Genomic DNA, 12,568 nt, shown 5'->3' with positions numbered 1-12,568 from the left:
CCCAGGGTCGCGAAGACCTTGGGGCAGCTCGATCAGCAAGTGAATATTAACGGTTGTAGAATTCGACGATTTGCTTCTCGTCGATATCTTGGGACAATTCAGCGCGTTCAGGCAAACGAATGAATTTACCTTCCATTGCGTTGTCGTTGTACTCAATATATGCTGGAAGATGCGAGCGGTTTTCCAAAGCTTCCTTAACAGAAGACAGGCCGCGGCTTCTTTCGCGAAGGCTGATTACATCGCCCAGGCTTACGCGGAAGGAAGGAATGTTTACCTTCTTGCCGTTAACAGTGATATGTCCATGGGATACCAATTGACGTGCGCCTGCACGGGAATTAGCGAAGCCAAGACGATATACGAGGTTATCCAAACGGCTTTCCAGCAAGATCATGAAGTTTTCACCGGCAATACCTTGCATTTTTTGTGCTTTTTCAAACAAAGTACGGAATTGCTTTTCGCCCAAACCGTACATATGACGCAGTTTTTGTTTCTCCATCAACTGCATACCGTAGTTGCTTACTTTTCTCCGTTGGTTAGGACCATGTTGTCCCGGAGGGAAAGGGCGTTTCAAATCTTTGCCAGTACCGCTCAAGGAAATGCCAAGACGGCGGCTGAGTTTAAATTTAGGACCAGTGTAACGTGCCATTGTATAATAGACTCCTTTTTGTTTTAAATTTAATGATAGGGTTCTATTTTGCGCGGATTTTGTTTGTTCGGGCGATGGATAGATACGCTCTCTGACAAGAAAGTTCAGCCGCTGTCCTGTCAGCAACAAAATCCGAGAGGGTGGTCGCATGTGGTATGCCCTAAGTAAGACTCTATCCAGTCTTAATCAACAATAAATATTATATGAAATAGCTATCAAATGTCAAGTCAAGCTTTTTGTTTAAAAAGCGTGAAAATTGTCGATAGGGCATTAGTCCCAAAAACATGGGACAAAATGAAGGAATTTTAATGCAAAATGGCAAATTTGATAGTAGAATGAACAATGATAGCAAACTTCAGGAAATTTATTTTTTTGAAACAACTATTATAATTAACAATATTATGTGATATTCATTACTCCGGGCAGAGTCATTATAGCTTCGTTGTATATTAAGTCGCTGCTGGGACGGCAGTGAAAAGGAGCTTTTTACTATGGCAGAACAATCACGCGATGACGTGACGATGACGTTCAGAGCAAATTCAGAATTGCCTTTGCCGCTGAGGACTGAAGGGGAAGATAGTACGAGACAGAAGAACTGGCTGGAGCGGCTTGATATTAATGACTTCGATTTCCCATACCTCGATTCACTGCTGAAGGAATCCTACTCGGACTTGCTCCTGCAGCAGCCCACTTTTCCTGAACCCTATCAAGCAGGTTGGTTCCTTGCCAACCATCTCGGAGCTATTCTAATGTCTCAACCGCTTATCCAGCTTAATGATGATAATCAACCTATTATAACTAGTGGCCTGGCTGCGGCCCTGGAACGGCAAACGACGATGCTCGTTACAGAGGATGCAGGTGCTTATGTTCTATCGCCGGTCAAGACGCGTCATAACCATGAGACATTTGCTATATTAGGCTTTTATATTACGGAGATTTCCGAGAGCCAGTTTGCTTTTGCTCAGATGATGGTAAGCACGGCAGCCCAGCATTTGATGACCTGCTTCTATAAGCGCTTTGAGGCGCTGTTCGTAGAAGATCTGTTGAATGCCCAGAATCAAGCGAAGCGCGAGGAGCAACGGCGTGCTATGCTGTTCCAGGTCATCCAGCGGCTCTCCGACAAGATCGACGTCGATTCGGTGCTGAAGGAAGTATTCGAGCGGATTGCAGGGATGTACCCCGAGGCTCGGGCAGAGCTATTGATGTCTCAGGATCATCCAAGCCGGGACCCGCGGGTCAGAACGCTGCAGCTGCAGGGAGAGCATGACAGCATATGCGTCAGAGCCTTCATGGACGGAGTGATGCTGTGGGAGGACAAGCAGAGAGCTGACGGGGCCAATTATACCGAGATAGCCGTTCCGTTAATCGGGAAGCAGGGTACATATGGCGTGCTGCATCTATTCCTGTGCGATGAGATTGAGGAAGCCGATTTGCAGTTGATCAGAATCCTCGGAGATACGGCCGGGACGGCCTTTGAGAATGCCAAGCTGTATGAGCAGTCGAACTTACTGATCAGTGAGCTGCGTTTGATTAATGAACTGGTCAAGCGACTGAATCAGAGCCTGCGGCTCAAGGAAGTGTTCAAATTTGCTACTGAGGAACTGCTGTCGATCTTCAAGGCGGAATACTGCTGTATTTCGCAACTCGATCAAGTCAACGATTGCTTTGAGATTATGTCTTCGAATGTTCCCGGGCTGTTCAAGGAATTCTTCCCGAAGGACTACGGCTTCAACGGATTGGTCTATTCCACACGTGAACCGATTATCCTCTCGGATTACCAGGCCTACGGCAAAATATCGTCCAAGCTCATGGAGGAGACCAAGTCGCGCTCGCTGATCGCTGCACCGATCATTGTACGAGGTGAGGTGAACGGTGCGATCATGCTGGCCCATCGCGAGGAGCGTTTCTTCTCCTATGATAATTACAAGCTGCTGCAGGTGCTTACCCAGCATATCGGTCTGGCTATCGCCAACGCCTCGCTGCATGCCGAGGTGCGCAGAATGGCTAACCGCGATATGTTGACCGAGCTGTACGCGCGGCATTACCTGAATGAGTCGGTGCAGAAGCATCAAGGCAAGGATGATGGCGGATCACTGATTATCGTCGATATCGACCAGTTCAAGGGGGTCAATGATTCCTATGGACACCAAATTGGCGATAAAATATTGAAGCAGGTCAGCTCGATAATTAGGGACACGATCCGCAAGACGGATATCGCTGCCCGTTGGGGAGGCGAGGAGCTGGCCATTTACCTGCCGGGTGCCGATGTTGAGAGCGGCTATCAAATCGCTGAGACGATTCGCTTGCGGGTTGCCAGTGAGACCGATCCCAAGGTGACGGTCTCCTGCGGGATCGCCGAGTGGACTCGGGACAGCGAGAAGATCAGCGTTGAATCCTTGTTCTATTATGCGGATATGGCGTTATACAAAGCGAAGAACAACGGCCGGAACCAGACGCATATCGGTCTGAACCCGGAGATATAGAAGGTTCGTTGCAGCAGAAGGAGGGACGGCCAGACGGACGTTCCTCCTTTGGTATAATGAATACTTTTGTCAGGGAAGGAAAGCCTACTACTGCAACACCAATACGTTCTATAAGCTTGCAGTAGAAGGAGTTTGATATAGATGAGAATACGGTTATCGGTTGCTAAATTGACTGCTATAGTATGCTTGGCTATGTCTTTGTCCGCTTGCCAGGTCGGGGAATCGAAGACGGCGAAGGAATGGTTCGATCTTACTTATGCTGGGCTGGCGGGACATGAGCATTTAACGTTCCAGGGAAATGCAGTTCTGACTCGCGGGAAGCAGGAGAAGATTGAGGATAGCTTCGCTTATACAGGTGAACTGAGCGATCATCATGAGCTAAAAATGCGCGCCGTGCTGCCGAAGGGGCAGAAATCCGGATTGCAGACTGCGGGCGTTAAGGCGGGGCAGAGCCTTGAAGCTAATCTACGCTGGAAGGGGGGAGTCTGGATGGCGGCTTCCTCCGAAGCGGACGCTTATACCCGTGGGATCGCCCGGCTGAACCCGCTCGATCAATTAGAGGATATCCGTAAGGCGGACAAGAAGAGTATTACGCTAGAGAAGGGAGCTGGCCGAGGCACGAAGGTGCTGCGGATCGAGCTTGATCCTGAGGTGGCCAAGCAGCAGCTGAAGGCGAAGCTGGCGGTTGAGATGGAGGGGCTTCGCTCTGACTGGAGCAATAAGCTGGAGCGGATCGGCTCCAAGCGCTCGCCTGAGATGAAGACCGAAGTGAGTAATTTATGGGCGAACGGGAATAAGCAATTGGAGCAGATGCTGGATCGGGCGGATGCCAAGGTTCTGTATTATTTGACCATTAACCGCAAGACCGGGCTGCCAGCCAGGCTGGTATCCGAGACCAGGCTATCCTATCCTAATCTGCTGGGAATTACTGAGCATGAAGTTCTCTATACAGACAATCAGTTCTCGAAGATCAAGTAACACTGCAGATGTGCTGACTTAGCGGGTCCATAGTGGTACAATAATGAAGAATTAACCATTGTTCAACAAATGGGATTCTGTATGGTAATGGGCAGTGATGTCCATTATGTGATGAGGAGGCGCAAGCAGTATAATGAGAGACCCTAGAATTCAAAAATTAGCCGAGAATCTTGTGGGCTATTCCGTCGATGTTCAACCTGGAGAGAATGTGCTTATCGAGATGATCGGCGATGAGCGTGATTTAATTAAAGCGATTGTCGAAGAGGTCGGCAAGAAGGGCGGACATGCCTTCGTCGAATTGACGGACAAAGCGCTGCAGAGCGCGCAATTGAAGTATGCTACTGAAGAGGGCATCAAGGCGTGGGCCGAGTATGACCTGCACAGAATGAAAATGATGGATTGCTATATCGGGATCCGTGCTGGATCGAATGTGAATGATATGTCGGATGTACCGGAAGAGAAGATGAAATTGTATAACGCCTATTATCAGCATCCGGTTCATAGCGAGCAGCGCGTGAAGCATACCAAATGGGTTGTGCTCCGCTATCCTAATGCAAGTATGGCGCAGCTGGCCAATATAAGTACGGAAGCGTTCGAGGACTTCTATTTTGATGTATGTAATCTTGACTATGCGAAGATGGATCGTGCCCAGGACGCGCTGGCGGATCTGATGAAGCGTACGGACAAGGTTCGTCTCGTAAGCCCAGGCACAGATCTTAGTTTCTCGATCAAAGGCATCGGGGCGGAGAAGTGCTCTGGACAGAAGAATATTCCTGATGGTGAGGTATATAGCGCGCCGGTACGTGATTCGGTCAATGGCACGATCAGCTATAATGCCGCAACTTTATACAATGGCATCACCTTTGAGAATATTAAATTCCGCTTCGAGAATGGTAAGATTGTAGAAGCGACAAGCAATGATACGGCCCGTCTTAATGATATTCTCGACTCTGATGAAGGAGCGAGATATATCGGTGAATTTGCGATCGGCTTCAACCCGTATATCCTTCATCCGATGAAGGACATTCTGTTCGACGAGAAAATCGCCGGCAGCCTTCACTTTACACCGGGTCAAGCATATGATGAGACAGATAACGGCAACCGTTCCTCGATTCACTGGGATCTGGTGCTGATCCAGCGTCCTGAATACGGCGGTGGGGAAATTTACTTCGACGATGTATTGATCCGTAAGGACGGGATATTTGTGCTGCCGGAGCTTCTGGGCCTGAACCCTGAGAACCTGAAGTAAACGGACGGAAGGAAGTTCAAGATTCGATGTCGAACCTACTCCTTGAATTACTTCGGGATCAAAAGTGGAATTTATTGAACAACCTTAATTAAGATCGAGGTCAAAAAGTTCGGTTTTCAGCCCCGAGAAGGTTGGATGAAGCAGGGTATGAGGAGCGGAGCGTACGTAGTGTGTACGAGAGCACCGGAATACCCTGCTGAGTTCAAGATTCGATGTCGAGTCCACTCCTTGAATTACTTCGGGATCAAAGGCGTACTTTTTGACAATCTTACTGAGAGGAAATTCCTTGCCTGGAAAGCGGATTCAAGGTATCATAATAGTGTAATAATTCCATAGTAACGAACGCGGAGGGATCCCTATGGCAACTAATAAGAATAATCAAGCGATTGTTGAAATTGCACAAACGGCTGGTAAATTCACTTCTTCCATCGTGTTGCAGGCGGACAGCAAGTACATCGATGTTAAGAGTATTCTTGGACTTTTCACTACACTCGTAAATACGCAGGACTATCAATTGCATGTCCATGGACCGGATGCGGACGAAGCTAAGAAGGCTGTAGCAGAAGTGTTTGCAAAACATGGTTTGAACGTGCAGGTCGTGGCTGAATAAGTCAATACATGGAAGCACTTCTGTTCCTACGGGCGGGAGTGCTTTTTTGTATATATATCATATTTTAGCGTATAATTTTTTCAGAGACTGATTATTTGGAGAGGTTCTTGTATTGGCCCTGAATTTCGTCTAATATTAAGGATAGAGTTGATGAGTGATAAGGACATAGGGGGGAAGAAACAATGACTTCATCTGATATACAGGAGCAAATAAATCTCAAAGCGCTAAATCTTCTGAAGGAAGATGCTGATAAAATAGAGAAACTGATCGAAGTACAGATGGAGAATCTCGCTACTCGTTATTGCCCTCTCTATGAGGAAGTTCTAGATACCCAGATGTATGGTTTCTCCAGACAGGTGGACTACGCAGTGCGCGCTGGCCTGGTACAGGAGCAGGAGGGTAAGCAGATCATAAGCAGACTGGAACGGAATCTGGCTTCCCTGTATGAGGCGATGAATAACAGAGGAGTTTAATGTCGATAATCTATAAAGCGCAGATTCGGTTGCTCCGAGGTCTGCGCTTTATTTTTGTATTTACATGAATAAGTGGTCGAAGGTCTAGACCAGGTAGAAGGATACACCGAGGATCGCATAGACGGCGAGCAGCAATAGTCCTTCATACCAGTTGGTCTGGCCGTCCTGGGTGATCGATTTGGCGATGAAGACGGATACGCCGATGGCAGCCAGTTCGATGATCGTGAAGACGATATCCATCGGTCTGCCGAACAGATGGCTGACGAAGATAAGTACCGGCGCGACGAACAGGGCGATTTGCAGGCTGCTCCCAATAGCAATCTCTACGGCAGCCCCGATTTTATTCTTCATGGCGAGCAGCACAGCGGCGCTATGTTCGGCTGCATTCCCGATGATGGCAACGACGAAGGCACCTACGAAAATTTCACTCAAGCCAAATTTCTCAGTAAATGTATCCAGGGTATGGACGAGCCATTCACTGACGAAGGCGACCATAATCGTGGCGATGACCAGATAGAGGATGGAGCTCTTTTTGGACCAGGCGGGCCCATGCTCCTCCTCCGGTTCTTCATTCTCAAGCCTGTGGCTCTCTGCCACATCACTCAAGTATTTCTTATGCGTAATCATAGAGAAGACGAGCCAGAGGATATAAGAGATGATCAGAATTCCGCCTACGACAAGGCTCAGGGTGGTGCGGTCGTCTTCATGAAGTACATGAGTCTGCAGGAAGATCGCCGGAATGAATAGGGCGATGACAGACACGATCATCAATGATCCGTTCATGTTGGCGAGCGGAACATTGAAGCGCTGAACCTTGTGTTTCAATCCGCCGGCGAACAGGCTAAGTCCGAGTACAAGCAGCAGATTACCGATAATCGATCCGGTGATGCTCGCTTTTACGGTATCGAACATGCCTTCACGGACGAGTAGAATTCCGATGATGAGCTCTGCCGCGTTACCGAAGGTTGCATTCAGAAATCCTCCCAGCCGCTGCCCGGCGTAATGAGCTACGCTCTCGGTCGCTTTGCCGAGGAATCCAGCCACAAAAATAACCGCTATAGCGGAGATGGCGAATTGTAGCGTGTCGGACCAGTGGGCATAGTGTCCAATTGCGCTGAGCAGGAAGAATAGAATGAGTAATCCGGGCGATACTAATTTTTTCATGAAGCTGCACCTCAGTTATCCAGATTTGAATAATGGAAAGACGACGTAACTCTCCATTAATATTCCAACAATTGATGATTATAATTCAAATGAATGTAACGGTCTATATTTGCTTTACGAGGTATTACCATTTAAAATAAAGTTAAGTAGCTTGAAGGAGGGATTACCATGACCGAGCAACTGCAGTTAGATATGGGTATGATTAAGATTTCAGACGATGTTGTGTCCAAAGTCGCTGGTATGGCCGCCTTGGAAACACCGGGTATTGCTGCAATGTCCGGAGGATTGTCGGAAGGTTGGGCAAAACGGCTAAGCGGTAAAAACGTACAAAAGGGCGTTACCGTAGAAGTCGGTCAATTAGAAGCTGCGATCGATTTGCGGATCATCGTGCTTTATGAAACTCCAATCCATGAGGTTTGCCGTATGCTGCAACAGAATGTGCGGGAAGCGGTGGAGAGCATGACCGGTCTTAAGGTCGTTGAAGTAAATGTGAAGGTTGAAGGTGTAGCTTTTAAAGACGATGAAGCATAACTGGCTGATTGGATATCAAGGTTATGGATTACATAGTTTTTGACACGACACTATCAGGCTTTCAAAATTTAATTAGAAAAGGACTGCGGAATTGGATGGTATCCGGCAGTCCTTTTTTTAGTTTATATGGAGCGACACTTAGAAAAATGGTAAAAATGTGTTTATAGTAAATGATACTAGTTCATGCATTTCTCTGGAATATTCATATAGTAGAGTATGACCTGAGAAAGGAGATGAACATGATGGCTAAACAAATCATCGATTACAATTCAACGGTAGTTACCCCGATCTCGAATGGAGTTAACATCCCGGTACCGCATTCGCCTGCAGGTGTCTCAATCGCTACGACTTCCGTCTTCATTGATCCAGCCAACCCGGCTTCCTTCACGAACAAAGTGGAGCTTACAGCGACCTTAGGATATCAGTCGTTAGTGGACAGCCCCGAGGTTCTTGTACGGATCTGGAGAGCGGGAACAGAAATTTACTATGGATTGGCTGGAAATGCCTTTAATGGAGTAGACCGCTTCTCACTAGTTTCGGTGCAAATGATCGATACGGCTCCGCTTGGAGTACAGAACTATCAGTTAATTGTAGAAGACCGCAATCCTTTGTCCAGTGCTAAAATCATCGGTCCTATTACGTTCACTGCGCTTGCAATCGGAGATGACGGGTTTTGAGTAAATAATAAGAGGGGCTGATCGCCCCTCTTACTCATTTTACATATGACGGTTGCGGCGCTGGTTCCGTTCGAACACCGAAGCTTCCTTCACCACGACCGATTTGGTTCTTTCTTGTTTTGCAGGCGAAGAGGATTCCCTGGAAATGCTAAGCACCATGCCCATCGCTACCAGCATGACGACTAGTGAAGAACCACCATAACTGATGAACGGCAGCGTAACCCCGGTAATTGGAATCGTACGGGTGACCCCACCGATATTGATGAAGGATTGAATGGCGATGAGTCCCATAATGCCGACCCCTAACAACGTTCCGAAGGCGCTGGAGCAGCGCAGGGAGACAAGCAGTCCCCTCCAGATGAAATATAGATAGAAAAGCAGGAATATAAAAGTTCCGATAAAGCCGAACTCCTCGCCGATGACCGAGAATATAAAGTCATTATAAGCATTCGGCAAATAGTGCAGCTTCTGAATCCCTTGCCCGAAACCGGTTCCCGTCATTCCCCCATGGCCCATCGCGGTTAGGGACTGGATGAGGTTATAGCTGGTATGCTGCGGATCGGCCCAAGGATCGAGATAAGCCTTGATCCGGGCAACCTGGTATTGATTGCTCGTCTCACCGGGCGATCCGGGGTTAATCTTGTCCCAGAGCGCACTGATCCCGATGACGATGCTGGCACCGAAAATAAGCAGCGCAATCGATCCGAGAATATGCTTCATGTTAGCCCCGCCAGCAAGAATAATCAATCCGGCTGTAGCTACGAGGATCATACAGGAGCCTAAATCCGGCTGCAGCATGATCAGTCCGGCGACGAAGCCGACGATAACCATAACCGGAATATAACCGGTTCTCAGGTCCCGGAATCGCTCTCCCTTCTTGGAGATCAAGGCCGCCAGATACATAATCGTCGTGATCTTGGCCAGCTCAGTCGGCTGGATGCCGAGCGAGCCGATCTGGAGCCAACTGCTGGCCCCATTGATCTTGTTCATGAAGGGAACGATCATTAACAGAATGATAGCTAATATGAATACCGGAGCAAACAGCTTCCGGAACTTCTCATACGGAATATTCATAGTGACGAACATCCCGATGACGCCGATAGCGGCAAAAATAATTTGCTTTCTCGTAAAATAGAATGGATTGTAATTGAATTTATCGCTAAATTGAGTCACGCTGGAGCTGGAGCTAAACACCATGACAATTCCGAATCCAACGAGTAATAATGTAAGGATGAGCAGTTGGAAATCGGGCGTTCCGCGTCTAGGTCTTTCTTGGCTGTCTTTCATCTATAGTGGCTCAAGCCTCGAGCAATTCCTTCAGCTCGGTTAATTTGCTAGTGGCTGTCTTCATCACGGGTGCCGGAATTTCCGATTCATATTCTAGACTGTGTGGAAAGGTAGCCCGGCCCATATAAACTGCTTCGATGGCCAGAACCGCGTCAGGGCGCTCCAGTTTTCCTTCAACGGCACGTGTATTAATTCGGAGGTAGTAAGCATCATTGTTGAATTCAATTTTGTAATCGTATGTAGCACGGTAATATTCCCATTGCCAGCGGATGAAGCCGACTTTCTCCGCAGATTCGTCCAAATAGGCCAAATCGCTTTTTAATCCGTCTAAACCCGTATTTTCAACAATCATCGTCCAATATGCCCCCTTAAAAGTTCTTCTCTCATGATATTATGTTTCCACCTCTTGCGCAAGGTTTGTTCAAGATAATTAGCAGGATTTCCCATAGATTCTTTGCACGCTATGCTATTCGCATAAACGGGTTTTCTGCTACAATATAACTTAAAAATCAGGTTGGAATTTAGTGGATAACTTACCTATAACTCAGATCAGATTAAGGAAGTGAATTCTGTGAAGCTGACGGACTTGGAGACGTTGTACCCGAAGATGGTTGAACGAAGGAGACATCTGCACCGCCATCCGGAATTATCATTTAAAGAGAAGGAGACCTCGGCGTATGTAGCGGGTATTCTACGCGAGCTTGGGGTGGAGGTTAGAGAAGGAGTCGGCGGCTATGGGCTTATCGGCTGCTTGCGTGGTCTATTGCCGGGCAAGACGGTTGCGCTCCGCGCTGATATGGACGCCTTGCCGATCCAGGATGAGAAGTCATGCGAGTACGCTTCACAGGTTCCCGGTGTGATGCATGCCTGTGGTCATGACGGTCATACTGCGGTATTGCTGGCAGTAGCGGAGTATTACAGCCACCGCCTGCAGGAGATTCGCGGGGAGATTCGCTTTCTGTTTCAGCCTGCTGAGGAGGCCTGTCCCGGGGGCGCAGTGGGCATGATCGAGCAGGGCGCGCTGGAGGGGGTGGATGTGATCTACGGAGTGCATCTATGGACTCCGCTGCCGCTCGGCACAGTAGCGAGCGCCGCAGGACCGTTAATGGCTTCGGTAGATGATTTCCTCATCGAGATTCAAGGGCGTGGGGGTCATGGCGGAATGCCGCATAAAGCGGTGGATAGTGTAGTCGCTGGCTCGTCCCTTGTGATGCAACTGCAGAGCGTGGTCAGCCGTTCCGTAGATCCACTGAATCCGGCCGTGGTGACGATCGGATCGATCCAGGGCGGGATGGCTCAGAATGTCATAGCTGATCGCTGCCGGCTATCCGGTACGGCCCGATGCTTCGACGAGGTAACCAGACAGCTGATTCGTGAACGAATCTATGCCTTGGTGGAAGGGATCACCCAAGCCTATGGCGCGGAGGCCCGGATCGATTATGTGACCGGCTATCCTAGTGTGGTCAATGATGCAGTGGAGTTCCAGCGGTTGAGCAGGGCGGTTCATAAAATTCCCGGGCTGAAGGTGGAGGTCTCCCCCAAAATTATGCCTGCGGAGGATTTTGCTTATTATTTACAGCGGGTTCCGGGCTGTTTCGTGTTGGTAGGAGCAGGCAATGAAGAGAAGGGAATTATATACCCTCATCATCATCCGCGATTTGATATCGATGAAGAAGCGATGCTGCATGCCGCAGCTCTGCTGATCTCCATGGCCGAGACTTATCAGGAGGAGAGCAGCAGCTAATGGATACAGTCTCGTCCTGTCTAGCGGGCGAGGCTGTTTGTTCGGTCGGCGTCCGGTCGGCGGTTCGTCTGACCGAGGCTGCGCGCGATCAAGAACTGAGCGGTATAATACGTTAGCATGATGAACACCCCGGCGTAAGCAATATCGGAAATGAATCTATCCCAGGCGAGAATAGAATCGGAAATGATGAACAGGATGCTGCCGAGCATAGAGGAGACATTGCCTGTCATTATCGAGGTCCAGCCCATCGACAGAATGACGAGCAAATAGATCATAACCGGAATAATGAGCGCTTCATTAGCGGTGTTCTGCATCGCCTGGAAGAGCTGCGTTCCCATGATTCCTGCAAGGATCAGGAGGGGGAGGATGCTGCTAAATCTGAGCCAGGACCACCTCCAGCTCGTGATGAAAGCGGCGGTGTAGAACAGATGCCCTACTAGAAAAGCGGATAAGCCTACCACAAAATAAATCAATAGGCCGTCGCCCAGCATACAGAAGAAGAGACCTGTGAAGATAAGCAGGAAGTATGGCTTGTTAAGCTGTGTTCTATGTGCGTAAGCATATAGAAGGATAAGCCACATCGGGATCAGCTTGAAGAGAAGCGCAGAGCTTACGAAGATGTAGATGAGCCCCATGACGAGGATGAGCAAGGACAGAAGTTTTTTGTACATATCGATCCCTCCCGTTGATCTTATAAGATTCTACTTAAGATCTATATTCGGCGGG

Annotated in this window: 13 protein-coding genes; 8 read left to right on the top strand and 5 right to left on the bottom strand. The window is 48.5% G+C overall.

Features of this window, described 5'->3' with window-relative positions:
* Window positions 1-46: 46 nt before the first annotated feature.
* The gene (gene rpsD / locus BFJ94_RS09675; protein ID WP_120462482.1) at window positions 47-646 is read right to left on the bottom strand and encodes a 30S ribosomal protein S4; all 600 of its coding nucleotides are present in this window, start codon (window positions 644-646) and stop codon (window positions 47-49) included.
* Window positions 647-1,137: 491 nt separating this feature from the next.
* On the opposite strand from rpsD, the gene BFJ94_RS09670 reads away from it, so the two are divergent.
* From BFJ94_RS09670 to BFJ94_RS09650, 5 genes are all read left to right on the top strand, one after another.
* The gene (locus BFJ94_RS09670) at window positions 1,138-3,129 is read left to right on the top strand and encodes a diguanylate cyclase (RefSeq protein ID WP_120462481.1); all 1,992 of its coding nucleotides are present in this window, start codon (window positions 1,138-1,140) and stop codon (window positions 3,127-3,129) included.
* 141 nt (window positions 3,130-3,270) lie between these two features.
* Window positions 3,271-4,107, top strand: coding sequence for a hypothetical protein (locus BFJ94_RS09665; RefSeq protein ID WP_120462480.1), 837 nt, complete (start codon window positions 3,271-3,273; stop codon window positions 4,105-4,107).
* Between the two features lie 133 nt (window positions 4,108-4,240).
* The gene (locus BFJ94_RS09660; RefSeq protein WP_120462479.1) at window positions 4,241-5,356 is read left to right on the top strand and encodes an aminopeptidase; all 1,116 of its coding nucleotides are present in this window, start codon (window positions 4,241-4,243) and stop codon (window positions 5,354-5,356) included.
* Window positions 5,357-5,714: 358 nt separating this feature from the next.
* The gene (locus BFJ94_RS09655) at window positions 5,715-5,966 is read left to right on the top strand and encodes an HPr family phosphocarrier protein (protein WP_120462478.1); all 252 of its coding nucleotides are present in this window, start codon (window positions 5,715-5,717) and stop codon (window positions 5,964-5,966) included.
* A 182-nt stretch (window positions 5,967-6,148) separates the two neighbouring features.
* Window positions 6,149-6,439, top strand: a complete 291-nt coding sequence (locus tag BFJ94_RS09650) for an Fpa/YlaN family protein (RefSeq protein ID WP_120462477.1) — start codon at window positions 6,149-6,151, stop codon at window positions 6,437-6,439.
* Between the two features lie 84 nt (window positions 6,440-6,523).
* Here the strand turns inward: BFJ94_RS09650 and cax are convergent, their stop codons facing one another.
* Window positions 6,524-7,603 (bottom strand): calcium/proton exchanger, encoded by a 1,080-nt coding sequence (gene cax, locus BFJ94_RS09645; protein WP_120462476.1) that lies wholly within the window; start codon window positions 7,601-7,603, stop codon window positions 6,524-6,526.
* A gap of 168 nt (window positions 7,604-7,771) precedes the next feature.
* Here cax and BFJ94_RS09640 point away from each other — a divergent pair, with 168 nt between their 5' ends.
* Together BFJ94_RS09640 and BFJ94_RS09635 are read left to right on the top strand one after the other, a co-directional pair.
* Entirely contained in the window at window positions 7,772-8,134 is a 363-nt protein-coding gene (locus tag BFJ94_RS09640; RefSeq protein ID WP_068781950.1) for an Asp23/Gls24 family envelope stress response protein, read from the top strand.
* A gap of 239 nt (window positions 8,135-8,373) precedes the next feature.
* Complete coding sequence (locus tag BFJ94_RS09635; protein ID WP_162944224.1) at window positions 8,374-8,811, top strand: hypothetical protein; 438 nt, start codon at window positions 8,374-8,376, stop codon at window positions 8,809-8,811.
* Between the two features lie 39 nt (window positions 8,812-8,850).
* Here BFJ94_RS09635 and ftsW read toward each other — a convergent pair whose 3' ends face one another.
* Together ftsW and BFJ94_RS09625 are read right to left on the bottom strand one after the other, a co-directional pair.
* Window positions 8,851-10,098: a putative lipid II flippase FtsW gene (gene ftsW, locus BFJ94_RS09630; protein WP_120462474.1), complete on the bottom strand. Its 1,248-nt coding sequence runs from the start codon at window positions 10,096-10,098 to the stop codon at window positions 8,851-8,853.
* Window positions 10,099-10,108: 10 nt separating this feature from the next.
* A complete protein-coding gene (locus BFJ94_RS09625; protein ID WP_120462473.1) occupies window positions 10,109-10,450 on the bottom strand; it encodes a YugN family protein in 342 nt (113 codons plus the stop codon).
* Between the two features lie 219 nt (window positions 10,451-10,669).
* Between BFJ94_RS09625 and BFJ94_RS09620 the strand changes: the two genes are divergently transcribed.
* Window positions 10,670-11,842: a M20 family metallopeptidase gene (locus BFJ94_RS09620; protein WP_229716816.1), complete on the top strand. Its 1,173-nt coding sequence runs from the start codon at window positions 10,670-10,672 to the stop codon at window positions 11,840-11,842.
* A gap of 20 nt (window positions 11,843-11,862) precedes the next feature.
* Here the strand turns inward: BFJ94_RS09620 and BFJ94_RS09615 are convergent, their stop codons facing one another.
* A complete protein-coding gene (locus tag BFJ94_RS09615) occupies window positions 11,863-12,513 on the bottom strand; it encodes a lysoplasmalogenase (RefSeq protein WP_120462472.1) in 651 nt (216 codons plus the stop codon).
* Between the last annotated feature and the right edge of the window lie 55 nt (window positions 12,514-12,568).

Origin of the sequence: Paenibacillus aceti (assembly GCF_003614185.1) — a bacterium.
Classification (GTDB): domain Bacteria; phylum Bacillota; class Bacilli; order Paenibacillales; family Paenibacillaceae; genus Fontibacillus; species Fontibacillus aceti.
This window is presented reverse-complemented; position numbering and strand designations above follow the sequence as displayed.